Raw genomic sequence first — 22,642 nt, forward strand, 5'->3', positions numbered from 1 at the left:
TGTGTGGGGTGTCTCGCTGTTCGCGCGGCTGCGCGGGTTGGGTGGGTGGTTTTGGGGGGGTGGTCGCTAGCCGGGGGGTGGTGTGGGGTTACTCACCCGCCGCCCGGGGGCGCCCGGCTCCCATCCCACCCACCCGAACCCTCACCACCAGTGTGTTCTTTTCACCCGCCCCCGTAACACCCGTGCCGTGCGCGCCTGTTGGTGTTGTCACGGCGCGCGGCGCTCCTCGCGCTCCGCGCACACCAAGGGTCCGGTACCGCGGCCTTCCCCACCGCGCTCACCGCTCCCCACGCGTGTAACGACGGACCGCGAGCGGCACGCAGAGCGCGAGCAGTACCAGTGCCCAGGCGAGCGAACCCGCCACGGGATGCGCCACCGGCCATGCGGCATCGGCCGGTACGGGCGCGTTGCCGAACAGATCCCGTACCGCCGTGGCGAACGCGCTGATCGGATTCCACTCGGCGACGGTGCGCAGCCAGCCCGGCAGCCCGTCGACGGGCAGGTAGGCGTTCGAGAGCAGCGGCAGCATGAAGGTCGCGCCGCCCAGTTGCCCCGCCGCCTCCTCGCTCTGCGAGACGAGCCCGAGCAGGATGCCGATCCAGGTGCAGGTGAACCGGAAGAGCAGCAGCAGCCCGAACGCGCCGAGCGCTTCGAGCGGGCCGCCCTCGATCCGCCAGCCCATCGCGAGTCCCACGAGCATCAGCGGCACGAGTCCCACGGCGGTCGTCAGCAGATCGGCGAGCGCCTGCCCGACCGGCACGGCGGACCGGCTGATCGGCAGGGTCCGCAGCCGGTCCATCACGCCGCGGTGGGAGTCCTGGGCGGCCGTGAACATCCCGGTCATGATGCCGTTGGCGGCGGTCGCCACGAGCATGCCGGGCACGAGGAACGAGCGGTAGTCGGAGCCGGGCATCGCCAGCGCGCTGCCGAAGACGTAGCCGAAGAAGAGCAGGAAGACGATGGACATCGTCTGGGTCATGACCGGAATCGCGGGCGCGTGCTTGAAGCGCTGCAAGTGCCGGCCGAACATGGCTCCGCTGTCGTGGAGGACGTCACTCACTGGTAAGCCTTTCGGGTGGGAGTGTTGGGCGGGAATGATTCGCCGCGAAGCGGCGCGCTGATCACGAGACGAGCCGCAGAAAAACGTCATCGAGAGTCGGGGCCCGCAGGCTGACGTCGACGAGGGGCACACCCGCCGCGTCCAGTTCCCGGACGAGCCGGGGCAACGTCACCGAGGAGTCGACCGAAAGCACCCCCACAGTCCGCTCCTCCGCACGGAGAACCGGTTCCGCGCCGGTCAGCTGATCCAGCACGACCGCGGCCGCGGGCAGCGCCGAGTCCTCCGCCACGACCACCTCCGCATAGCTCCCGATCTGCGCCTTGAGCTCCGCGGGCGTTCCCCGGTGGGCGGCCCGTCCCTCGTCGATCAGCACGATGTCGTCGGCGAGTTGATCGGCCTCCTCCAGGTACTGCGTGGTGAGCAGCACGGTCGTGCCCTCGCTCGCCAGCTTGCGCACGGCGTCCCAGATGTCGTTCCTGCTGTGCGGGTCGAGGCCGGTGGTCGGCTCGTCGAGGAAGAGCACCCGGGGCCGGACGAGGAGGCTCGCCGCGAGGTCCAGGCGGCGCCGCATGCCGCCCGAGTACGTCCGCGCGGGCCGCCCCGCGGCGTCGCCGAGGCCGAACTCCTCCAGGAGCTCGTCGGCGCGCGTGCGCGGCGCCCGCAGCAGCTTGGCGAAGAGCCGGAGGTTCTCCCGGCCCGTCAGGTCGCCGTCGACCGACGCGTACTGCCCGGTGACGCCGATGTGGCGGCGTACGGCCTCCGGTTCGCGCAGCACGTCGTAGCCCGCGACCCGCGCCGTGCCCGCGTCCGGCGTCTGGAGGGTGGTGAGCATGCGCACGGCGGTCGTCTTGCCCGCGCCGTTGGGCCCGAGGAGCCCGCAGACGGTGCCCTCGGCGATGGCGAGATCCAGGCCGCGCAGGGCCCGTACGGCGGAATCGCCGGAGCCGTAGCGCTTCTCCAGACCTTCACTAAGTACAGCGTACGTAGAAGTCATGGTGGAACCGTACCCCACTACGTACGCTGTACGTAACTAACATGGTGGGCGAGGTGATGATCCATGGCGGGCCGAGCGGCCACTCCCGAAGTGATCTGGGCGCGCCCCGAGCGCGCGGGCCGCGGCCCCAAACCCGCGTACAGCAGGGCGGACATCGCGGCGGCCGCCGTGCGCATCGCCGACGCCGACGGCATCGACGCGGTCTCCATGCGGCGCGTGGCGGGCGATCTTGGCTGCGGCACGATGTCGCTCTACAACTACGTGCCGCGCAAGGAGGATCTGTACGAGCTGATGGTCGACGCGGTGAGCGCCGACTACGAGCTGCCCGCGGGTCCCGGCGCCGCCGACTGGCGGGCGGAGATCCTCGCGCTCGCCCGGCAGACGCGCGATCTGATGCGCCGCCACCCCTGGCTGGCGCGGATCATGTCGACGCTCTACGGATGCAGCCCGAACGCCCTGCGGTTCCTCGAGCACTGCCTGGGCGTGCTCGAAGGGCTCGACGCCCCCTACGGCACCAAGATGGAACTGATCGGCATGGTCAACGGCTCGGTCATGACGTACGTGAGCGGCGAACTCGCCATGGCGGAGCGCGCCAGGTCGCTGCCCTGGTCGGCGGAGCAGGAGCAGGCCGTCCGGGTCGCCTACCTCGCGGACCAGGTCGGCGGTGGGGCGTATCCGCGGCTCGCCGCCGCGTTCGCGCAGGGCCCCGCGCCCGGCAGCGCGGACGAGATCTTCGACCGGATGATGAACCGGCTCCTCGACTCCTTCGCCCCCGCCGGGCCCGCCGCCTGAGCGGCCCGCCCCGCGGGGCTCAGGCCGCGTCCTCCCGCTCGTCGCGGAAGTCCAGCGCGGCCAGCTCGCCGCGCGAGGCCACGCCGAGCTTCGGATAGGCGTTGTACAGGTGGTAGCCGACGGTGCGCGGCGAGAGGAAGAGCCGGGCGCCGATGTCCCGGTTGGTCAGGCCCGTCGCCGCGAGCCGCACCACCTGGCGCTCCTGCGGGGTGAGCTGTTCCAGGGGCGCCCGTTCGCCGCCGCGCCGGGCCCGGCTCTCACCGGTGGCCCGCAGTTCGGCGCGGGTCCGCTCGGCCCACGGCGCGGCCGCCAGGAGCTCGAAGGTGTCCAGGGCGGCACGCAGCGGCGTACGGGCCTCGCTCCTGCGGCCCGCGCGGCGCAGCCACTCCCCGAACAGCAGCTCGGTGCGGGCTCGTTCGAAGGGCCGGCCGTCGTCGGCGTGCAGGGCGAGCGCCTCCTCGTACAGTGCGCCCGCGGCCGGCTCGGGGGCGAGCAGCGCACGGCACCGTGCGGCGAGCGCACGCGCCCAGGCCGCGCCCGTGTGCCCGGCCCACGAGTCGAACCCGGCCGCCGACTCCCGCACGGAGTCGGCTCTTCCGGTCCGCACGGCGGCCTCGACCCGGTCAGGGACGCCGTACAGGACGGCGATCGTGTGGCCCGAAGGGCTCGCCGCGACGTCCTCGTACACGCGCCGCGCCGCCTCGTACCTGCCGTGGCCCAGCTCCAGGAGGCCGACGGCCAGCGCGCCCCACACCTGGCCCGGCAGCACCTGGCGCGGGTCGCTGCCCCGGCCCGCGAGGTCGCGGCAGCGCTCCTCGTCGCCGTCGAGCGCCGCGAGATGGGCGCGCTTCATTCCGTCGGCCGGGCCGCGCGGCCTCACCAGACCCGACCGTTCGCTGGTGGGCGACGGTCTGGTGCTCGGCGGCGCGGTGACCGGGCTGCTGCTGGCCTTCGACCGGATCGAGGCCGATCAGCCGGTGGTTGCCGCGCTGTTCGCCGCGGTGGGCGTCGCGCTCGGGGCGTGGTGGGCGCGGCTGCGCTCGGCGCGCCCGGTGATCGGGCTGCTGCGGCGTGGGGCGATCGGGTTTCCGATGCTCGCGCTCCTGGTGACCGGCACCTTCGTGGGCCTGTCCTACTTCCTGCTGCCGTTCTACGTCGCCGACGTCCTGGACAGGGGCGCCGCCACGACCGGCCTCGCGATGGTCTTCTTCATCGGCGCCGTCGCCGTCTGCTCACCGGTCAGCGGCCGTCTCGCGGACCGGCTGCCCGGCAACCTCCTCGGGGCGGGCGGACTCCTCCTGGTCGTCGCGGGGCTGCTGAGCATGCTGACCCTCGGGCCTGACGCCGGGCTCCTCGACATCGGCTTGCGGCTCGCCGTGACCGGCGTGGGGCAGTCGCTGTTCGGTACGCCGGTGAACGCGTCGATCATGGCCGCGGCACCACCCGACATGCTCGGCACGAGCGGCGGGGTCGGCAACACCGCGCGCACCCTCGGCTTCACGGTCGGCCCCGCGATCGCGGCGCTCGCCCACGGCCTCGGCGGCGGGGGAGCCACGGGCTTCCGCACCGGGGTGGTGGTGCTCGTCGTGCTCCAGGTGACCGGGATCCTCGCGCTCCTGGCGGCGGGTCGCGGCAGGCGCGCGGCCGGGGCCGAAGACGTCAGGTGACGTCAGATGAGGGCGAACTGGCCGCCGGGGCCCTCCTCGTGGTGGTCGAGGACGGACGCGGGGCGGCGTGCCGCCCGGGGCACCGGCAGGATGCCCGCCGCGCTCAGCTCGTCGGCGCCGATCGGCTGTCCTTCGTCGAGGGCGTCCGCCAACTCCGCCCTGGACGGCTCCAGTTCCTCCAGGAGGGCCAGTACGGTGATCAGTTCGAGGAGTTCGGACGTCCAGCTCTGCGGCCAGGACGCGGGGCGGATCGCCTCCAGCGCGCCGTGCTCCTCGGCCCCGGCGGGCGCCGCCCGCCGCTGGAACCAGAGATCGAGCACCCGCACCCCGCTCACCTCGAACTCCCATGCCCCGCGCGGCACCGGCGAGATCCGCCCCGCGTCCAGGCACAAGGCCTCCTCGTCCGCGTCGTAGCCGAGCTCGACGGGCCGCGCGGGCAGCGGCGCCCGTACGTAGGGCCGCCGGCCGCCGGGGAGCTTCGGCCGGTCGCCGTCGCCGCGGGCCTGGAGCCGCAGCAGCCGGTGGCCGAGCTCCGTGCCGCGCGCCCACACCCGCGCGTCGCAGGTCAGCGGAACGCGGCACCCCGAGGCGGACCCCCGCGCGGCGGCCAGCGTCCAGGCGAGCAGGTCCCCGGCGTCGACCCCGTGCCCGAGCACGGTGGAGAGGTGTGCCAGCAACCCCGGTGCCACGTTCGGTTCAAGGCCGCCGGGACGCCGGAACAGGGGCCTGATCCGGCCGGGGCGCCCTGCGGGGGAGCGGCCGTCGGGCAGGACGGCGGAGGCGAGCACGGCGGGTCCCGCCGACCCCGCGACCTGGCCCTGCTCCACGAGGTACAGCTGGCCCTCGCCCGCGACCCGCCACAGCTCGGGCCGTGCCGCGTCGATGAGGCGGTGGTCGGGGATCAGCCACTGTTCGTCGAAGGGGCCGTGCAGCACGCGCACCGGCTCCGGGCAGCGGCCCGACTCGGCGGCCAGCGGGCCCGTGCCGCCGGGGTGGCCGGGCAGCTGGGCCACCGTGGTGTGCAGGGTGCGCGCGCGTGAGGGGGCGAGCAGCCGGGCCCGCTCCGGGGCGTCCGCGCGGACGAAGGCGTCCCAGCGGGCCTTCAGGGATGCGGCGTCGGGGCCCATCGGCCACCCCCGGCCCGGCCGGAGCGGTGCGACGGACCACGGCATGAGGTCACCGAGCAGCGGCGCTTCGTCGTGCGTCACGCCCGGCATCGTACGACGTACCGACGGGCGGGCGTCACGTCGCGTCGAGCGTGACGGTGAAGGAGAAGCGGTCGCCGCGGTAGTGGATGCGGGCCACGTCCAGGGCCCGCCCGTCCTCGTCGTACGTGATGCCGGTGTAGTGCAGGATCGGGCTGAGCAGCGGCACTTGGAGGAGGCGGGCGGTCTCCGGGTCGGCGAGGGTGGCCTCGACGGTGTCGGTGATCCGGCCGATCGTGACGCCCACCACGTCCCGCAGGACCTTCGTCATCGGCCAGCGCACGAGGTCGTCCGGGTCGATGCGGTCGGCCAGTTCGGGGCGGATGTAGTTGCGGGCGTGGTTGGTGGGTTCGCCGGACAGCTCGTCGCCGCGCAGCCGGTGGTACGTCGCCACCTCGGCCGAGTCGGGGAAGTGCTCGGCGAGTTCGGCGGGGACGGGCGCCGTGCCGTGGTCAAGGAGCTTGGTGCTCATGCCCGACTGCTGGGCCACGATCGCGTCGACCGAGCCGAGCAGCCGGACGGGGGAGCCGCGCTGGGCGCTGGGCTCGATGAACGTGCCGCGCCGCCGGTGCCGGGAGATGAGGCCCTCGTCCTCCAGCTCCTTGAGCGCCTGGCGCATGGTCAGCACGCTCACCCCGTAGTGCCCCGCCAGCTGCTCCTCGGTGGGCAGCCGGAGCGGGGCCTCGGGGGTGCGGCCGAGTATCGAGGCGCGCAGCGACTGCGACACCTGGTACCAGAGCGGCAGCTTCCGATTCAGCACGATCGAGTCCGGGGCGAAGGCGGTCACGGTCTCTCCGAATCAGTCGCGTGCGGGGCGCCGCCGTCCGGGCGGACAGCGCCGTCAGCTGCGGAAGTGGCGCTCCAGACCCTGCCACACGTCGTCGTATCCGCGCTGCAGATGGGACGCCTGGGCCGCCTGCCCGGTCGCCGTCACCGGCCAGCGGGTCTCGAACATGAAGGCGAGACCGTCGTCGATCTTCTGCGGCTTCAGCTCGGCGGCCGACGCCTTCTCGAAGGTCTCGCGGTCGGGTCCGTGCGCCGACATCATGTTGTGCAGCGAGCCGCCGCCCGGCACGAAGCCCTCCGCCTTGGCGTCGTAGGCGCCCTCGATCAGGCCCATGTACTCGCTCATCACGTTCCGGTGGAAGTACGGCGGCCGGAAGGTGTCCTCGCCGACCAGCCAGCGCGGCGCGAAGACGACGAAGTCGACGCCCGCGAGGCCCGGGGTGTCCGAGGGCGAGGTGAGGACCGTGAAGATCGACGGGTCCGGGTGGTCGTAGCTGATCGACCCGATCACGTTGAAGCGGTGCAGGTCGTAGACGTACGGAACGTGGTTGCCGTGCCAGGCGACGACGTCGAGCGGGGAGTGGTCGTACGTCGCGTGCCACAGGTTGCCGCAGAACTTGTTGACCACGTCGACCGGGCCCTCGACGTCCTCGTACGCGGCGACGGGCGCTCTGAAGTCCCGCGCGTTGGCCAGGCCGTTGGCGCCGATCGGGCCGAGGTCGGGGAGCTGGAAGGGCGCGCCGTAGTTCTCGCAGACGTAACCGCGCGCGCTCGCGTCGAGCAGCTCCACGCGGAAGCGGACGCCGCGCGGGATCAGCGCGACCTCGCCGGGCTCGGCGTGCAGCAGGCCGAACTCGGTGCGCAGGAGCAGTCCGCCCTGCTCGGGCACGATCAGCAGTTCGCCGTCCGCGTCGCTGAACACCCGGTCCCGCATCGAGGAGTTGGCGTGGTAGAGGTGGATTCCCATGCCGGTGCGCTGTGTCGCGTCGCCGTTGCCGCCGAGCGTCCACAGGCCCGCGAGGAAGTCCGTGCCGGGCGCGGGCTCGGGGAGCGGGTTCCAGCGCAGCCGGTTGGGGTCGGGCACCGATTCGGTGAAGGGCGCCGTGCGCAGGGCCCCGCTGTCCACGCGGGTGAACTTCGGGTGCGCCGCCGAGGGGCGGATGCGGTACAGCCACGAGCGGCGGTTGTGTGCCCGTGGCTCGGTGAACGCGGAGCCGCTCAGCTGCTCCGCGTAGAGCCCGAGGGGGGCGCGCTGGGGGGAGTTGCGGCCGTGCGGCAGTGCGCCGCGCACGGCCTCCGAGCTGTGTTCGTTGCCGAAGCCGGAGAGATAGGACAGCCCTTCGGCGGCCTTCCGGGCGTCGCTTGCGTGGTCCCCGCTCATCGTCGCTCCCTTGTCATGATTCCTATGGAACACCGTAGGATTCAGCTTTTCCTTCCGCAAGAGGGAGCCAGGAACATGAGCGGTGCTCTACTCTCCCGGAATGTCCCACCCGAACCCGCCCGAGGAGCCCCGCCCGCCGGGCACCCTGCGCCGCACCCCCGTGCAGCAGCGCAGCGCCGAACGCCTGGCCCGCATCCTCGACGCCTGCGCCGCCCTTCTCGACGAGGTCGGTTACGAGGGCCTCAGCACCCGCGCCGTGGCGCTGCGCGCCGACGTCCCGATCGGCTCCGTCTACCGCTTCTTCGGCAACAAGCGCGCCATGGCGGACGCCCTCGCCCACCGCAACCTCGACCGCTACGGGGAACGGGTGGGGGCCCGGATGGCCGACGTCACCCCCGGTGACTGGCGCGGTGCCATCGACATCGCCTTCGACGAGTACCTCGCCATGAAGCGCTCGGTCCCCGGCTTCGGCCTCGTCGACTTCGGCATCCCCTCCGCGCCCGACGCGATGCCCGACGCCAACCTGGACGTCGCCGACCGCGTCGGCCGACTCCTCGCCGCCCACCTCGACCGCCCCCTCGACGCCGCCCTGCGCCGCACCGTCGTGGTCGCCGTCGAGGCGGTCGACTCGGTGCTCCAACTCGCCTTCCGTACGGACCCGTCGGGCGATGCCGCGCTGATCGTGGAGGCGCGGGAGCTGGTGCACGCGTATCTGACGCACCGGCTGGGGGAGGCGGGGTAGGGCGGGCGGCCGCGGGGGCTCCCCTCCATACGGGGGCGCTCCTCTCCAAACGGGGGCTCCCCTCCATGCGTACCGGTCGGTATGCTCGGAGCGTTCGCACGTCTCACGTGTCCGCACACCCGACGTGTCCGCACGTCTCATGTGTGCGCACGCCCGACGTGTCCGCACGCCCACGCCCCGGGGAGGGCTCATGCCCCGTACCGCCCTGCGCATCTGCCCGCTCTGCGAAGCCACCTGCGGGCTCACGCTCACCGTCGAAGGCTCCCGGGTGACCGGTGCGCGCGGCGACCGGGACGACGTGTTCAGCCGTGGCTTCATCTGCCCCAAGGGCGCCTCCTTCGGCGAGGCCGACGCCGACCCCGACCGGCTGCGGGCGCCCCTCGTGCGCAAGGACGGGCGGCTCCAGGAGGTGGGCTGGGACGAGGCGTTCGACGTCGTCGCGGCCCGGCTGCGGCCGCTGATCGAGGAGCACGGGCCGAACGCCGTCGGCGTCGTCCTCGGCAATCCGAACGTCCACACCATGGCCGGCGCCCTCTACCCGCCGGTCCTGCTCGGCGCCCTCGGCACCCGCAACCTCTTCACCGCGAGCACCGTCGACCAGATGCCCAAGCACGTCTCCAGCGGACTGCTCTTCGGCGACGCCCTCGCCATCCCGGTGCCCGACCTGGACCGCACCGGCCATCTGCTGCTCCTCGGCGCCAACCCCCTGGAGTCCAACGGGAGCCTGTGCACGGCCCCCGACTTCCCCGGCAGGCTCAAGGCGCTGCGGGCGCGCGGCGGCAGCCTCACCGTCGTCGACCCGCGCCGCACCCGCACCGCCGCGCTCGCCGACCGGCACGTGGCGATCCGCCCCGGCACGGACGCGCTGCTGCTCGCTGCGCTGACCCAGGTGCTCTTCGAGGACAAGCTGACCGACCTCGGCGCGCTGGAAGGACAGGTGCAAGGTGTGGACGAACTCCGGGACGCCGTCGCCGAGTTCACTCCCGAGGCCGTCGCGGCCGCCTGTGACGTGCCCGCCGCCACCATCCGCGACCTCGCCCACGAACTGGCGGCGGCGCCCACCGCCGCCGTCTACGGCAGGGTCGGCGCGAGCACCGTCGCCTTCGGCACCCTCACCAGCTGGCTCGTCGACGTACTGAACGTCCTGACCGGGAACCTGGACAGGCCGGGCGGCGCGCTCTTCCCGCTCGCCGCCACCGCACAGCCGCCCCGCCCCGCGGGCCCCGGCAAGGGCTTCGCGCTCGGGCGCTGGCGCAGCAGGGTGAGCGGCCACCCGGAGGCCAAGGGCGAGCTGCCGCTCGCCGCGCTCGCCGAGGAGATCGACACACCGGGCGAAGGCGCGGTGCGCGCCCTCGTCGCCATCGCCGCCAACCCCGTCCTGTCCGCGCCCGATGGCGACCGCCTCGACCGGGCCCTGGAATCCCTCGACTTCATGGTGAGCGTCGACCCCTACCTCAACGAGACGTCACGCCACGCGGACGTGGTGCTCCCGCCGCCCCCGCCCGCGCAGAGCGCCCACCACGACTTCGCCTTCAACGGATTCGCCGTACGCAACCAGGTCCGCTACACCCGCGCCGCGATCCCCCTGGAGGAGGGGCGCATGGCGGAGACCGAGATCCTCGCCCGGCTGGTCCTCGCGATCAGCGGTATGCACGGAGCCGATCCGGCGGCGGTCGACACGATGGTCGTCGACAACACCCTCCGCAAGGCCGTCGCGCAGCCGCACTCGGCGGCGTACGGCCGGGACCCCGAGGAGCTAGCCGGGCTCCTGACCGGCGAGAACGGCCCCGAGCGGCGGCTCGACATGATGCTGCGCCTCGGGCCCTACGGCGACGGGTTCGGCGCCCGGCCGGCAGGGCTGACCCTGGAGCGGCTCCTCGCGCACCCGCACGGCATCGACCTCGGCCCGCTCGGCCCGCGCATCCCCGAGGTGCTCAGGACCCGCAGCGGCCGCGTCGAGCTGCTGCCCGCACCGCTCGCGGCCGAGCTGCCCCGCCTCGCCCGCGCGATCACCGAGGCGCCCGCCGCGCTCGTCCTGGTGGGCCGGCGCCATCTGCGCTCCAACAACAGCTGGATGCACAACGTCCGCACCCTGGTGGGCGGCTCCAACCGCTGCACCCTGCACATCCACCCCGACGACGCGGCCCGCGCCGGTCTCGCCGACGGGGGGCACGCGCGCGTGGCCGCCGCCGGAGGGGAGCTCGACGTGCCGGTGGAGGTGACGGACGTGGTGCGCCCCGGTGTGGTGAGCCTGCCGCACGGCTGGGGCCACGACCGGCCGGGCACCCGGCTCGCCGTCGCCGCCGAGGAGCCCGGCGTCAACGTCAACCAGCTCCTCGACGGCACCCTCATCGACCCGCTCTCCGGGAACGCGGTGCTCAACGGCTTCGCCGTGCAGGTCACCGCCCTGGAGCCGGCCATACCTCGTTGACCTGGAGTTTTGCGCTTATTGCTCGCGCGTCAACATCTTGTTAACGCTTCCGAGCGGGTCCTAACGTCATCCGGACCGCCAGACCTGGTGGCAGTTCGATGGTGAACGTTAGGTAGCCCCCATGCTGACAATCCTCGGATTCGTCATGATCGCCACCTTCCTGGTGCTGATCATGATGAAGAAGATGTCGCCGATCGCGGCACTGGTGCTGATCCCCGCGCTCTTCTGCGTGTTCGTCGGGAAGGGAGCCCATCTCGGGGACTACGTCCTCGAAGGCGTCGGCAATCTGGCGCCGACGGCGGCCATGCTCATGTTCGCCATCGTGTACTTCGGCGTCATGATCGACGTCGGCCTCTTCGACCCGATCGTCCGGGGCATCCTGCGCTTCTGCAAGGCGGACCCGGTGCGCATCGTGGTCGGCACCGCCGTGCTCGCCGCGATCGTCTCGCTCGACGGCGACGGCTCGACCACCTTCATGATCACGGTCTCGGCGATGTACCCGCTGTACAAGCGCCTCAAGATGAGCCTCGTCGTGATGACGGGCGTCGCCGCCACCGCCAACGGCGTCATGAACACCCTGCCCTGGGGCGGCCCGACGGCCCGTGCCGCGACCGCCCTGAAGGTCGACGCGTCCGACATCTTCGTCCCGATGATCCCGGCGCTCGCCATGGGCCTGGTCGCGGTCTTCCTCCTCTCGTACGCCCTGGGCCTGCGCGAGCGCAAGCGGCTCGGTGTCCTCTCGCTCGACGACGTCCTGACCGAGGAGACGGCGACGGCCGAGGAGACGGTCCTGGTGGGCGCGGGCGGCGACGGCGCCGACCGTACGAAGCTCACGAAGAAGCCGACCGGATCCGCCGGGGGAGCGGGCACCGACGCCGACGCCGACGCCACGGACGCCGACGCCGCGGATGCGGACGACGACGGCTTCCAAGGGCTCGACCCGAACCGCGCGACGCTGCGCCCCAAGCTCTACTGGTTCAACGCGGGCCTCACCGTCCTGCTGCTCACCGCCATGATCATGGAGTGGCTGCCGATCCCGGTGCTGTTCCTGCTCGGCGCCGCGCTCGCCCTCACGGTCAACTTCCCGCACATGCCCGACCAGAAGGCCCGGATCGCCGCCCACGCGGAGAACGTCCTCAACGTCACCGGCATGGTCTTCGCCGCCGCCGTCTTCACCGGCGTCCTCCAGGGCACCGGCATGGTCGACCACATGGCCGACTGGCTGGTCGACGCGATCCCGGAGGGCATGGGCTCGCAGATGGGCCTGGTGACGGGCCTGCTCTCCATCCCGCTCACCTACTTCATGTCCAACGACGGCTTCTACTTCGGCGTCCTGCCGGTCCTCGCCGAGGCGGGCCAGGCGCACGGCGTCGGCACCCTGGAGATCGCCCGCGCCTCCATCGCCGGGCAGGCCCTGCACATGTCGAGCCCGCTGGTGCCCGCCGTCTACGTCCTGGTCGGCATGGCCAAGGTCGAGTTCGGCGACCACACCAAGTTCACCGTCAAATGGGCGGTGCTCACCTCGCTCGTGGTGCTCGGCGCCGGAATCCTCTTCGGCATCATCTGATGCCCGACGCGACACCCAAGCCCGGTGGCAGGGGCTGGCTGCTCCGTCTCGTCATCGCCTTCAGCTTCGCGCAGGCGGCGGTGTCGATGGCGCGGCCCGCCGTCTCCTACCGGGCCCTCGCCCTTGGCGCCGACGAGCGGGCGATCGGCGTCATCGCGGGCGTGTACGCGCTGCTGCCGCTCTTCGCCGCCGTACCGCTCGGCCGCAGGACCGACCACGGGCGGTGCGCGCCCCTGCTGCCCGTCGGCGTCGTCCTGATCTCCGGCGGCTGCGCGCTGAGCGGCACCGCCGGGTCCCTCGCCGCGATGGCCGCCTGGAGCGGGGTGATGGGCCTCGGCCACCTCTGCTTCGTGATCGGCGCCCAGTCGATCGTGGCCCGGCAGTCCGCGCCCGCCGAACAGGACCGCGACTTCGGCCACTTCACCATCGGCGCCTCCCTCGGCCAGCTCGTCGGGCCGATGGCGGCGGGCGCCCTGATCGGCGCCGACATGGCCCGCACCAGCGCGCTCGCGCTGCTCGTCTCGGCCGGGGTCGCGGCGGTCTCCCTCAGCTCGCTGTGGCGCATCGAGCACGTCCGCCAGGGGCCCGCGCGCGAGCGTGCCGAGCGGGTGCCCGTGCTCGGCATCCTGCGCACCAGGGGAGTGCCCGCGGGCATCTTCATCAGCCTCGCGGTGCTCTCGGCGACGGACATCCTCACGGCGTACCTGCCCGTGGTCGGCGAGCACCGGGGCATCGCGCCCGCCACGGTCGGGCTGCTGCTCTCGCTGCGGGCGGCGGCGACCATCGCCTGCCGGCTGGTGATGACCCCGCTGATCAACCTGCTCGGCCGCGCTGTCCTGATCGTGGTGACCTGTGTGCTCGCCGCGCTCCTGTGCGCGGGCATCGCGCTGCCGGTGCCGGTCTGGGCGCTCGGCGTGATGCTGGTCCTGCTCGGCTTCTGCCTGGGCGTCGGCCAGCCGCTGTCGATGACGACGGTCGTCAGGGCCGCACCGCCCGCCGCCCGCTCCACGGCCCTCGCGCTGCGCCTGACGGGCAACCGCCTCGGCCAGGTCGCGGCTCCCGCCTCCGCGGGCCTGATCGCCGGAGTGGCGGGCGTGGCCGCGCCGTTCGTGATGCTGGGCGGACTGCTCCTGATCGCGGCCGGTCTCGGCGCGCGCAAGCCCCCCGAGGGCGTCAGCGGCCCTCGGGGGACAAGTAGTGCGAACCGTACGAGTCGTACGAGCCGTACGGGAAGGGCTACTGAACGATCTTGAGCAGCTTGTTCGGGGAGCCCGAACCGGGGCTGGTCACGACGTTCGGCGTGGCGCCGTTCACGAGTGCGGTGGAGACCTGGGCCGGGGTGGCCGAGGTGTGGCCCGCCAGGTAGACGGCGGCGGCGCCCGCGACGTGCGGAGTGGCCATCGACGTACCCGAGATGGTGTTGGTGGCGGTGTCGCTCGTGTTCCAGCCCGCCTTGATGTTCACGCCGGGCGCGAAGATGTCCAGGATCGAGCCGTAGTTGGAGAAGCTGGCCCTGGCGTCGGTGTTGCTGGTCGCGCCGACCGTGATGGCCGCGGGGACCCGGGCGGGGGAGGAGTTGCCGGCGTTGGTGTTCTCGTTGCCCGCCGCGACCGCGTAGGTGACGCCGTCGGCGATGGACTTCTTCACCGCGTTGTCGAGCGTGGTGGAGGCGCCGCCGCCGAGCGACATGTTGGCCACGGCCGGGGCGCCCGCCGCGTGGTTGTTGGTCACCCAGTCAATGCCCGCGACGACACCGGCAGTTGTCCCCGAGCCGTTGTTGTCGAGCACGCGGACCGCAACGATCTTGGCCTTCTTGGCCACGCCGTAGGTCTTGCCGGCGATGGTCGTGGCGACGTGCGTGCCGTGGCCGTTGCCGTCCTGGGCGGTGTTGTCGCCGTCCACGGCGTCGTACCCGTTGACCGCGCGGCCGCTGATCTCGGTGTGCGTGATCCGCACGCCGGTGTCGATCACGTACGCGGTGACGCCGCCGCCCGCGCTGTCCGGGTAGGTGTAGGTGCCGGAGAGCGGGAGCTTCGCCTGGTCGATGCGGTCCAGGCCCCAGGGGGCGTTGGACTGCGTCGCGGTGGCGTGGAGTCTCTGGTCCTGCTCGACGGAGGCGACCGCGGGGTCGGCGGCGAGTCTCCTCGCCTCCTTCGCGGTGAGGCCACCGGCGGCGAAGCCGTTCAGGGCGGACTTGTACGTCTTCTTCACCGAGCCGCCGTACTCGGCTATGAGGTCCTTGCCCTGGCTCGTGGCGGCCTTCAGGCCCGAGCCGTCCTTCAGCGTCACGAGATAGCTGCCCTTGACCGCGTCGGCGGAGCCTGCGGCGATCACGGTGCCTTCGGCGGGGGCGGAGGCGTGGGCGGGCAGTGCGGCGACCGAACCGATCATGGCGGCGGTGACGGTCGAGATCGCCGCGGCGATCACAGTCTTCTTGCTGCGGAGCATGGCCATTACGAGGGAGTCCTCCTCATAGGCGGCGCGCCCGGGGTCGGGCGTCGCGACTGTGGGGGGTGCGTGCGTGGATCGCACACACAGATGGGAGCGGCCACTGCCGCTCCCGTCGCGTTCAGTAGCGTGGCGGCTCCATGGAGACAGATCAAGAGAGTTGACCACTTGTCATGCGGCCGTCACACAACAAGGGTTGAATTCACACCAAATGCGGGGCGCCCCTAGGGGGGCGCGGGGAACGGGGCACTCGGCCGCGGTGCCCCGCCGGGCTGAACTCCCGCCGGGACGCAGCTGATTGCGGGTGGCGCGCGCGGGGTGGTGGGCAGGGGTCCCGAGATCAGGGGCGCGGGGAACTGCGCGAACACCACGACGGACCGGCGGCCGAACTACCGGCGGGACGCAGCTGATTGCGGGTGGCGCGCGCGGGGTGGTGGGCAGGGGTCCCGAGATCCTAGGGGCGCGGGGAACCGCGCGAGCACCACGGCGGACCGGCAGTCGAACTACTGGCGGGGCGCACGTGATTGCGGGTGGCGCGCGCCGGGCGGTGGCAGAACCCCGGGATCCTGGGGGCGCGGGGAACTGCGCGAACACCACGACGGACCGGCGGCCGAACTACCGGCGGGGCGCACGTGAATGAGGGTGGCGCGCGCGGGGCGGCGGCAGGGCCCCGGGATCAGGGGCGCGAGGCACCCCGCAAGGCACCCCGCAAGGCACCCCGCAAGGCACCCCGCAAGGCACACGCCAGACATCCGCACAGACCCACCCCACCCGAACCTCGCGGACAAGCCACCCCCAGCCCCCCGAAGGGCAAAGCCCCTGGTGCCGAAAAACTATCAACGCTAGTTTGGAGCCCGAAAGACACCCCCGCACCTGGAGGATTGCGATGAAGGCCCACGACGGGATGTACATCGACGGCACCTGGCGCCCCGCCACCGGCACCGGCACCCTCACCGTCCTGAACCCCGCCGACGAACAGCCCATCGGCGAGGTCCCCGCGGGCGACGCCCAGGACATCGACGCCGCCGTACGCGCCGCCCGCACCGCCCTCCCGTCCTGGTCCGCGACCCCGCCCGCCGAACGCGCCGCGCTGATCGGCGCCCTGCGCGACCGGCTCGTGGCCCGCAAGCGCGAGATCGCCGAGACCGTCACGGCGGAACTCGGCGCCCCGCTCGCCTTCTCCGAGGCGGTGCACGCGGGCGTGCCGATCCTCGTCTCCGGGTCGTACGCCGAGCTCGCCGCCACGTACGCCTTCGAGGAGCGCGTCGGCAACTCCACCGTCTACCTGGAGCCCGTCGGCGTGGTCGGCGCGATCACGCCCTGGAACTACCCCCTCCACCAGATCGTCAACAAGGTCGCCCCCGCGCTCGCCGCGGGCTGCACCGTGGTCCTGAAGCCCGCCGAGGACACCCCGCTCACCGCGCAGCTCTTCGCCGAGGCGACGCACGAGGCGGGCATCCCCGCGGGCGTCTTCAACCTCGTCACGGGGCTCGGCCCGGTCGCGGGCCAGGCGCTCGCCGAGCACGAGGGCGTCGACCTGGTCTCCTTCACCGGCTCGACGGCGGTCGGCAAGCAGATCGGCGCCACCGCGGGCGCGGCCGTCAAGCGCGTCGCCCTGGAGCTCGGCGGCAAGTCGGCCAACGTCATCCTGCCGAGCGCCGACCTCGCCAAGGCGGTCAACGTCGGCGTCGCGAACGTGATGTCCAACTCCGGCCAGACGTGCAGCGCCTGGACCCGCATACTGGTCCACACCGACCAGTACGACGAGGCGGTGGAGCTCGCGACGACGGCCGCCGCCAAGTACGGCCCCCGCATCGGCCCCGTGGTCAACGCCAAGCAGCAGGCGCGCGTGCGCGGTTACATCGAGAAGGGCGTCGAGGAGGGCGCGAGGATCGTCGCGGGCGGTCCCGAATCGCTCCAGGAGCGCGGCTATTACGTCCAGCCGACGGTTTTCGCCGACGTCACCCCGGAGATGACCATCGCCCAGGAGGAGATCTTCGGCCCGGTGATCTCCCTGATCCGCTACGCGGACGAGGACGACGCCCTGCGTATCGCCAACGGCACCGTGTACGGCCTCGCGGGTGCGGTGTGGGCGGCCGACGACGCGGAGGCGATCGCGTTCGCCCGCCGCATGGACACCGGCCAGGTCGACATCAACGGCGGCGGCTTCAACCCCCTGGCGCCGTTCGGCGGCTACAAGCAGTCGGGCGTCGGCCGCGAGCTCGGCGCGCACGGCCTCGCCGAGTACCTCCAGACCAAGTCCCTCCAGTTCTAGCCGAGCACCTCCAGGCCATGTCACCCCAGCCGTAAGGGAGTTCCCCGCATCATGGTTCGCGCCGCCGTCATCCCCGCCGTCGGATCCCCCCTGGAGATCGCCGAGATCGACCTGCCGGAACCGGGCCCGGGGCAGGTCAGGGTGCGCCTGGCCGCCGCCGGCGTCTGCCACTCCGACCTGTCCCTGACCAACGGCACGATGCGCGTCCCGGTGCCCGCCGTGCTCGGCCACGAGGGCGCGGGCACGGTGGTCTCCGTCGGCGAGGGCGTCACGCATGTCGCGCCGGGCGACGGCGTCGTACTGAACTGGGCGCCGTCCTGCGGCAGTTGTCACGCCTGCGGGCTCGGCGAGGTGTGGCTCTGCGCCAACGCGCTCGCGGGCGCCGCCGACGTCTACGCCAGGCGCGCGGACGGCACGGACCTCCACCCGGGCCTGAACGTCGCCGCGTTCGCCGAGGAGACGGTGGTCGCGGCGCGCTGCGTCCTGCCGGTGCCGGACGGCGTCCCGCTCGCCGACGCGGCCCTGCTCGGCTGCGCCGTCCTGACCGGGTACGGCGCCGTGCACCACGCGGCGCGGGTCCGCGCGGGCGAGACGGTCGCGGTGTACGGCGTCGGCGGAGTGGGCCTGGCCACGCTCCAGGCGGCCAGGATCGCGGGCGCGGGGCGGATCGTCGCGGTCGACGTCTCCCCGGCGAAGGAGGAGTTGGCCCGCTCGGCGGGCGCCACGGACTACGTGGTGGCCTCGGAGACGACCGCCCGCGACGTCCGGAAACTCACCGGCGGCCACGGCGTCGACGTGGCCGTGGAGTGCGTGGGCCGCGCGGCGACCATCCGCACGGCCTGGGAGTCCACCCGGCGCGGCGGCCGCACCACGGTGGTCGGCATCGGCGGCAAGGACCAGCAGGTCACCTTCAACGCCCTGGAGATCTTCCACTGGGGCAGGACCCTCGCGGGCTGTGTGTACGGCAACTGCGACCCGGCCGTGGACCTGCCGCTCCTTGCCGAACACGTCCGGGCGGGCCGCCTGGACCTCGGCGCCCTGGTGACCGACCGGATCGGCCTCGACGACATTCCCGCGGCCTTCGACAACATGATCGCGGGCAAGGGGGGCCGGGCGCTTGTGATGTTCTGAGCCGTACGGGCCCGGCGGCCGGGGCGCCCCGTACGGCCCCGGCCACCTCGGGCTCAGGCCGCGGGGACCGCCGAACCGGCAAGCCGCGGAAAGGACTTGGCCCCCGCCAGGAACACCAGCGTGGTCAGCACGAACGGCCAGGTGAAGGTGTGCCCGCCGGACGGCGCGAACAGCGCCGACATCGCCGAGCCGACCGCCGTCGCGGTGGCGGCGCCCACGAGCGCGTAGGCGAGGGTCGTCGACCGCGCGGGCAGGAAGACGCCGCACAGGGCGAGCGCCACGAGCACCGAGTTGTATCCCATCGAGCCGTCGGTGATCTGCGCGGCGGGCGCGCCGAGCGCCCAGGCCGTGCCGATGCCGACGGCGCTGCCGAGGGCCGCGACACCCGCCGCGCGCCGGCTGGCGATGAACAGCCCGGCGAACAGCAGCGCGCCCACGTACCACTGCGGCATGAAGAAGATCTGGGCGAAGTCCGCGAAGAACGCCCTGGCCAGTCCGGCCGGGCGCACCACCGTGGATCCGGTCGCCGCGCTGGTCAGGGCGGCGAGCGCCTCGCCGTGGTGCCAGACCCGTTCGAAGCCGGGTGCGGCGATCGTCATCGTGCTCGCGAGCAGGCAGTACGGGAGGGTCAGCGAGGGCAGCCCCCAGACGCCGAGGACGTTCACGACGGCCGAGGTCACCACCGTGACGACCACGCAGCCGCCGACGGCGAGCAGCGCCGTGGAGAGGTGGTCCGCGCCGAGGAACACGGCGAAACAGAGCGCCGTCAGGCAGGCGTTGAAGCCTTCGAGTCCCGTCGTGACCCTGTCCCTGTCGGCGCCGAGGAGCCGCGCGGTTGCGGTGCCCACGGCGGTGCCGACGAGGCCGTATATGCCGTAGCGCCAGCCCGCCGCGAACAGCGCGACGCAGAAGACCGCGCCCGCGGCGACGCTCGGCAGGAAGGTGACCTGTGCCTGTCCGCGCAGCACGGACGCCGTGAAGTCGCGGGCGCGGGGGAGCCCAAGCGGCGGTCCCGCGCCGGGGGTTGAGCCCTCGGTGCCCATCGAGTCCGTCGCATCCGTCGCATGCCCCACGGCCACTCCCGTGTTACGTCCCTGTTTCGTCCGGCAGGACTGGTGCAGATTACATCTACCGGCTGGAACGTTCCCCCTCCGGGGTGGCGGCAGTTCGTGCGCGCGGCCGGGAGCGGGCCACCGCGACCCCGGCGAGGCAGAGCGCCCCGCCGCCGAGCGTCACCGCGCCGGGCACCTCGTCGAGCGCCAGCCAGGACATCGCGACGACCAGCGCGGGCACCGCGTAGGTCGTCGCGCCCATCCGGCTCGCGGTCGTACGGGCGAGCGCGTACGCCCACGTCGTGAAGGCGAGCGCGGTCGGAAAGACGCCCAGGTACAGCATGTTGAGGGTCGCGGACGCGGGAGCGTGACTCATGTCCCGCACGAGTTGACCGGCGAACGGGAGGCAGCAGACCGCGCCCACCAGGCAGCCGAACGTCGTCACCTGGAGCGCGCTCGCGTGGCCGAGCGCGGGCTTCTGCGCGACGACCCCGGCCGCGTACCCCACGGCGGCGATCAGGCAGAGCGCCACGCCGAGCACGGACGCCTCGCCCTCGCCGGACATCGAGAAGCCGACGGCGATCGCGCCCGCGAAGGACACCGCCATCCCGGCCAGCAGGCGCGGCGGCAGGGGATCGCCGAGCAGGCGCGAGCCGAGCAGCGCCACCAGGATCGGGCCGATGTTCACGAGCAGCGCCGCGGTGCCCGCGTCCACCTGCTGCTCGCCCCAGTTGAGGACGACCATGTACACCCCGAACCAGAGGAGCCCGGAGACGGCGATGCCGGGCCAGGCGGCCCGCGGCGGCCAGCCCTGCCTGCGCACCGCCCAGATGACCCCGAGCGTCAGGGCCCCGGCGAGCAGCCGGCCGAGCGCGAGCGCGCCGGGCGAGTAGGCGGCCCCCGCGCTGCGGATGGAGACGAAGGCGGAGGCCCACATGACGACGGTGAAGGTGGCGGCGGCGGCCGCGAGCAGCTCGGGGCGCCGGTGTGCGGGGAGGGTGGCAGGCATGGTCCGAGGCTAGGACGGGGAGAGTTCGGCCCCCACCGAATTGTTCCGGCCCACGCGAGTCCCGGTCGGGGGTGCGGCGCTACGCCTCGTACCAGGTGATCATGACGTCGTTGGGAAACGTCTCGCGGGCGCTCACCCGGAACCGCGTCGGGTCGAACCCGCCGTCGAACAGCGGGATCCCGGACCCGGCGACGACCGGATAGCTCTTGATGATCAGCTCGTCGAGCTCCGGCAGCAGCGCCGCCGCCAGCTTGCCGCCGCCGCAGAGCCAGATGTCGCGCCCCTCGGGCCCTTCCTGGGCCTTGAGGTCGCGCACCAGCGCGAGCGGATCACCGCCGGCGACGGTCACGGCAGGGTCGGGGACGGCTCCGAGGGTGCTCGACACGACGTACTGACGCAGGTGCGCGTACGGGCTCGGCAGCCCCTGCTCCAGCGCCGGGCGGTAGGTGCCGCTGCCCATGAGCACCGTGTCGAAGCGGAGGTTGGGGGCGTCGGCGAGGCCCACGTGCGGGCGGAGCGGGGTGGGCACGGTCTCGGGGTAGCGGGCGTTGACCGACGCGGCGTACGCGGCGGACTGCTCCGCGTCGCCCACGGGGTAGAAGTCGACCTCGCCCGCGGGGCCCGCGATGTACCCGTCGACGGACGTACCGATGTAGTAGACGAGCTTGCGCATCGATTAACTCCCCCTGTAGTACTCTTTTTGTAGTGGTCGCAACGTAGTACTACATATGGAGTGGTGTCAATGGTGCGCAGGAATGACGAGCGGCGGGCGGCCCTGGTCGACGCCGCCATCGAGGTGCTGGCCAGGGAGGGCGCCAGGGGCCTGACCTTCCGCGCCGTGGACACCGGGGCCGGGGTGCCGACCGGCACCGCGTCCAACTACTTCACGAGCCGCGACGACCTGCTCACCCAGGCCGGCGCCCGCGTATACGAACGCCTCGCGCCCGACGAGGCGGAGGTCGAGCGGCAGCGCACGGCCAAGCCGGACAAGGAGACGTACGTCGGCCTCATGCGCGACGTCGTCGGCCGGGTCAGCGGCTTCCGCACCGGCTATCTCGCGCTGCTCGAACTCCGCCTCGAAGCCACCCGCCGCCCGGAGCTGCGCGCGGTCCTGACCGAGCGCGTCCAGGCCGACCTGGCCGCCAACCTGTCGTACCACGAGGCCTCCGGGCTGCCCGGTGACGCGACGGCCGTCAAGCTCCTCTATCTGGCGTTCAACTGGCTCATCGTCGAGCAGCTCACGCTCCCCGACGTCCTCTCGGAGGCCGAGCGCGACCGTCTCGTCGAGGCGGCGGTCGAGCGCGTCATCACGGAGTAGCCGCGCCGGGGGACGCCGCGGCCCAGTCGGCGCCCAGGTGTGCGGCGAACTCCCGCGAACCGGCCGCCGTGACCCGCACCGCGCGCTGCGAGCCGATCCGCTCGCACCAGCCCGCGTCCAGCGCGTGCCTGCAGAGCGCGGCGCCCGCGATCCCGGCCAGATGCGGCCTGCGCTCGGTCCAGTCGAGACAGGCCCTGGCCAGCGGGCGGCGCCCGGTGCGCACCAGCTCGATGCCCAACTCGCCGTACCAGCCGAGGCCTTGGTCGGTCAGGGCGAACCCGGTGTCCTGTCGCAGCAGCCCGCGGCGCGTCATCGCCCCGGTGATCGCGATGCCGAGCTGCCCGGCGAGGTGGTCGTAGCAGGTGCGGCCCCGTGCCAGCGCGGACCGGGTGCTCGACTCGCGCAGCGTGCGCGGCCCCGCGGCCGCGTCCGGCGCCGCGTGCGCGGTGAGGTCCTCGACGAGCTGGGCGACCCGCGCGTCGGCGAGCCGCACGTAGCGGTGTCTGCCCTGGCGCTCCTCGGTGAGCAGCCCGCCCGCGACCAGCTTGCCGAGGTGCTCGCTGGCGGTGGAGGCCGCGACGCCCGCGTGCCGGGCGAGCTCACCCGCCGTCCAGGCCCGCCCGTCGAGCAGCGCGAGCAGACAGGCCGCCCGGGTCTCGTCGGCGAACAGCGCGGCGAGCGCGGCGAGGGCCGGTGCGGTGGCGTTCTTCGTGTGGCCGGGCGTCATGCCACCAGGATGCGCCAGGGAGACTTCGGCGGGCGCCGAAGAGTGCGGCAGCGAGCG

The 22,642-nt window shown here is 73.0% G+C and carries 20 protein-coding genes; 9 read left to right on the forward strand and 11 right to left on the reverse strand.

The window, feature by feature from the left end; translation table 11 throughout:
- Positions 1-277: 277 nt before the first annotated feature.
- Positions 278-1,030, reverse strand: coding sequence for an ABC transporter permease (locus ACIO9J_RS30820; protein WP_402007676.1), 753 nt, complete (start codon positions 1,028-1,030; stop codon positions 278-280).
- Between the two features lie 91 nt (positions 1,031-1,121).
- Entirely contained in the window at positions 1,122-2,054 is a 933-nt protein-coding gene (locus ACIO9J_RS30825; RefSeq protein ID WP_402006847.1) for an ATP-binding cassette domain-containing protein, read from the reverse strand.
- Between the two features lie 63 nt (positions 2,055-2,117).
- Here ACIO9J_RS30825 and ACIO9J_RS30830 point away from each other — a divergent pair, with 63 nt between their 5' ends.
- Positions 2,118-2,846: a TetR/AcrR family transcriptional regulator gene (locus ACIO9J_RS30830; protein ID WP_402006850.1), complete on the forward strand. Its 729-nt coding sequence runs from the start codon at positions 2,118-2,120 to the stop codon at positions 2,844-2,846.
- A gap of 19 nt (positions 2,847-2,865) precedes the next feature.
- Here ACIO9J_RS30830 and ACIO9J_RS30835 read toward each other — a convergent pair whose 3' ends face one another.
- A complete protein-coding gene (locus tag ACIO9J_RS30835; protein ID WP_402006852.1) occupies positions 2,866-3,699 on the reverse strand; it encodes a LuxR C-terminal-related transcriptional regulator in 834 nt (277 codons plus the stop codon).
- 46 nt (positions 3,700-3,745) lie between these two features.
- Here ACIO9J_RS30835 and ACIO9J_RS30840 point away from each other — a divergent pair, with 46 nt between their 5' ends.
- Positions 3,746-4,513 (forward strand): MFS transporter, encoded by a 768-nt coding sequence (locus ACIO9J_RS30840; RefSeq protein WP_402006855.1) that lies wholly within the window; start codon positions 3,746-3,748, stop codon positions 4,511-4,513.
- A 2-nt stretch (positions 4,514-4,515) separates the two neighbouring features.
- Here the strand turns inward: ACIO9J_RS30840 and ACIO9J_RS30845 are convergent, their stop codons facing one another.
- The 3 genes from ACIO9J_RS30845 to hmgA are packed head-to-tail and all read right to left on the reverse strand — an operon-like array spanning position 4,516 to position 7,885.
- Positions 4,516-5,730, reverse strand: a complete 1,215-nt coding sequence (locus tag ACIO9J_RS30845) for a type ISP restriction/modification enzyme (protein ID WP_402006858.1) — start codon at positions 5,728-5,730, stop codon at positions 4,516-4,518.
- A 25-nt stretch (positions 5,731-5,755) separates the two neighbouring features.
- Entirely contained in the window at positions 5,756-6,505 is a 750-nt protein-coding gene (locus ACIO9J_RS30850) for a GntR family transcriptional regulator (RefSeq protein WP_402006861.1), read from the reverse strand.
- 54 nt (positions 6,506-6,559) lie between these two features.
- Positions 6,560-7,885 (reverse strand): homogentisate 1,2-dioxygenase, encoded by a 1,326-nt coding sequence (hmgA, locus tag ACIO9J_RS30855; protein WP_402006864.1) that lies wholly within the window; start codon positions 7,883-7,885, stop codon positions 6,560-6,562.
- Between the two features lie 100 nt (positions 7,886-7,985).
- On the opposite strand from hmgA, the gene ACIO9J_RS30860 reads away from it, so the two are divergent.
- The 4 genes from ACIO9J_RS30860 to ACIO9J_RS30875 all read left to right on the forward strand — a co-directional run bounded on the left by ACIO9J_RS30860 (position 7,986) and on the right by ACIO9J_RS30875 (position 13,878).
- Positions 7,986-8,627: a TetR/AcrR family transcriptional regulator gene (locus ACIO9J_RS30860; protein WP_402006867.1), complete on the forward strand. Its 642-nt coding sequence runs from the start codon at positions 7,986-7,988 to the stop codon at positions 8,625-8,627.
- A gap of 190 nt (positions 8,628-8,817) precedes the next feature.
- Positions 8,818-11,058 carry a molybdopterin-dependent oxidoreductase gene (locus ACIO9J_RS30865; RefSeq protein ID WP_402006870.1) on the forward strand — a complete coding sequence of 747 codons (2,241 nt, stop codon included), beginning with the start codon at positions 8,818-8,820 and terminating at the stop codon, positions 11,056-11,058.
- 121 nt (positions 11,059-11,179) lie between these two features.
- Positions 11,180-12,625, forward strand: a complete 1,446-nt coding sequence (locus ACIO9J_RS30870; RefSeq protein WP_402006873.1) for a CitMHS family transporter — start codon at positions 11,180-11,182, stop codon at positions 12,623-12,625.
- A complete protein-coding gene (locus ACIO9J_RS30875; RefSeq protein WP_402006876.1) occupies positions 12,625-13,878 on the forward strand; it encodes an MFS transporter in 1,254 nt (417 codons plus the stop codon). The genes ACIO9J_RS30870 and ACIO9J_RS30875 overlap by 1 nt, the downstream gene beginning before the upstream one ends.
- On the opposite strand, the gene ACIO9J_RS30880 is transcribed toward ACIO9J_RS30875, so the two are convergent.
- On the reverse strand, positions 13,862-15,079 hold the full coding sequence (locus ACIO9J_RS30880) for a S8 family peptidase (RefSeq protein ID WP_402006879.1): 1,218 nt from the start codon (positions 15,077-15,079) through the stop codon (positions 13,862-13,864). The two genes, ACIO9J_RS30875 and ACIO9J_RS30880, sit on opposite strands and share 17 nt — an antisense overlap.
- Positions 15,080-15,959: 880 nt before the next feature.
- On the opposite strand from ACIO9J_RS30880, the gene ACIO9J_RS30885 reads away from it, so the two are divergent.
- A complete protein-coding gene (locus ACIO9J_RS30885; RefSeq protein ID WP_402006882.1) occupies positions 15,960-17,348 on the forward strand; it encodes an aldehyde dehydrogenase family protein in 1,389 nt (462 codons plus the stop codon).
- A 51-nt stretch (positions 17,349-17,399) separates the two neighbouring features.
- The gene (locus ACIO9J_RS30890) at positions 17,400-18,479 is read left to right on the forward strand and encodes a Zn-dependent alcohol dehydrogenase (RefSeq protein ID WP_402006885.1); all 1,080 of its coding nucleotides are present in this window, start codon (positions 17,400-17,402) and stop codon (positions 18,477-18,479) included.
- Between the two features lie 53 nt (positions 18,480-18,532).
- Here ACIO9J_RS30890 and ACIO9J_RS30895 read toward each other — a convergent pair whose 3' ends face one another.
- The 3 genes from ACIO9J_RS30895 to ACIO9J_RS30905 form a co-directional block, all read right to left on the reverse strand.
- Positions 18,533-19,552, reverse strand: a complete 1,020-nt coding sequence (locus tag ACIO9J_RS30895; protein WP_402006888.1) for an urea transporter — start codon at positions 19,550-19,552, stop codon at positions 18,533-18,535.
- Positions 19,553-19,607: 55 nt separating this feature from the next.
- Positions 19,608-20,540, reverse strand: a complete 933-nt coding sequence (locus tag ACIO9J_RS30900) for a DMT family transporter (RefSeq protein WP_402006891.1) — start codon at positions 20,538-20,540, stop codon at positions 19,608-19,610.
- 79 nt (positions 20,541-20,619) lie between these two features.
- Entirely contained in the window at positions 20,620-21,213 is a 594-nt protein-coding gene (locus ACIO9J_RS30905; RefSeq protein ID WP_402006894.1) for a dihydrofolate reductase family protein, read from the reverse strand.
- A 69-nt stretch (positions 21,214-21,282) separates the two neighbouring features.
- Here ACIO9J_RS30905 and ACIO9J_RS30910 point away from each other — a divergent pair, with 69 nt between their 5' ends.
- Complete coding sequence (locus ACIO9J_RS30910; protein WP_402006897.1) at positions 21,283-21,858, forward strand: TetR/AcrR family transcriptional regulator; 576 nt, start codon at positions 21,283-21,285, stop codon at positions 21,856-21,858.
- On the opposite strand, the gene ACIO9J_RS30915 is transcribed toward ACIO9J_RS30910, so the two are convergent.
- The gene (locus tag ACIO9J_RS30915; RefSeq protein WP_402006899.1) at positions 21,848-22,585 is read right to left on the reverse strand and encodes an ArsR/SmtB family transcription factor; all 738 of its coding nucleotides are present in this window, start codon (positions 22,583-22,585) and stop codon (positions 21,848-21,850) included. The genes ACIO9J_RS30910 and ACIO9J_RS30915 overlap by 11 nt on opposite strands.
- Between the last annotated feature and the right edge of the window lie 57 nt (positions 22,586-22,642).

The sequence above is a fragment of the Streptomyces sp. NPDC087300 genome, assembly GCF_044744425.1.
Classification (GTDB): domain Bacteria; phylum Actinomycetota; class Actinomycetes; order Streptomycetales; family Streptomycetaceae; genus Streptomyces.

Coding starts and splice junctions, on each gene's coding strand:
- ACIO9J_RS30820 (WP_402007676.1), bottom strand. CDS start 1,030: ATGTTCGGCCGGCACTTGCAGCGCTTCAAGCACGCGCCCGCGATTCCG.
- ACIO9J_RS30825 (WP_402006847.1), bottom strand. CDS start 2,054: ATGACTTCTACGTACGCTGTACTTAGTGAAGGTCTGGAGAAGCGCTAC.
- ACIO9J_RS30830 (WP_402006850.1), top strand. CDS start 2,118: ATGGCGGGCCGAGCGGCCACTCCCGAAGTGATCTGGGCGCGCCCCGAG.
- ACIO9J_RS30835 (WP_402006852.1), bottom strand. CDS start 3,699: ATGAAGCGCGCCCATCTCGCGGCGCTCGACGGCGACGAGGAGCGCTGC.
- ACIO9J_RS30845 (WP_402006858.1), bottom strand. CDS start 5,730: ATGCCGGGCGTGACGCACGACGAAGCGCCGCTGCTCGGTGACCTCATG.
- hmgA (WP_402006864.1), bottom strand. CDS start 7,885: ATGAGCGGGGACCACGCAAGCGACGCCCGGAAGGCCGCCGAAGGGCTG.
- ACIO9J_RS30860 (WP_402006867.1), top strand. CDS start 7,986: ATGTCCCACCCGAACCCGCCCGAGGAGCCCCGCCCGCCGGGCACCCTG.
- ACIO9J_RS30865 (WP_402006870.1), top strand. CDS start 8,818: ATGCCCCGTACCGCCCTGCGCATCTGCCCGCTCTGCGAAGCCACCTGC.
- ACIO9J_RS30870 (WP_402006873.1), top strand. CDS start 11,180: ATGCTGACAATCCTCGGATTCGTCATGATCGCCACCTTCCTGGTGCTG.
- ACIO9J_RS30875 (WP_402006876.1), top strand. CDS start 12,625: ATGCCCGACGCGACACCCAAGCCCGGTGGCAGGGGCTGGCTGCTCCGT.
- ACIO9J_RS30880 (WP_402006879.1), bottom strand. CDS start 15,079: ATGGCCATGCTCCGCAGCAAGAAGACTGTGATCGCCGCGGCGATCTCG.
- ACIO9J_RS30885 (WP_402006882.1), top strand. CDS start 15,960: ATGAAGGCCCACGACGGGATGTACATCGACGGCACCTGGCGCCCCGCC.
- ACIO9J_RS30890 (WP_402006885.1), top strand. CDS start 17,400: ATGGTTCGCGCCGCCGTCATCCCCGCCGTCGGATCCCCCCTGGAGATC.
- ACIO9J_RS30900 (WP_402006891.1), bottom strand. CDS start 20,540: ATGCCTGCCACCCTCCCCGCACACCGGCGCCCCGAGCTGCTCGCGGCC.
- ACIO9J_RS30905 (WP_402006894.1), bottom strand. CDS start 21,213: ATGCGCAAGCTCGTCTACTACATCGGTACGTCCGTCGACGGGTACATC.
- ACIO9J_RS30910 (WP_402006897.1), top strand. CDS start 21,283: ATGGTGCGCAGGAATGACGAGCGGCGGGCGGCCCTGGTCGACGCCGCC.
- ACIO9J_RS30915 (WP_402006899.1), bottom strand. CDS start 22,585: ATGACGCCCGGCCACACGAAGAACGCCACCGCACCGGCCCTCGCCGCG.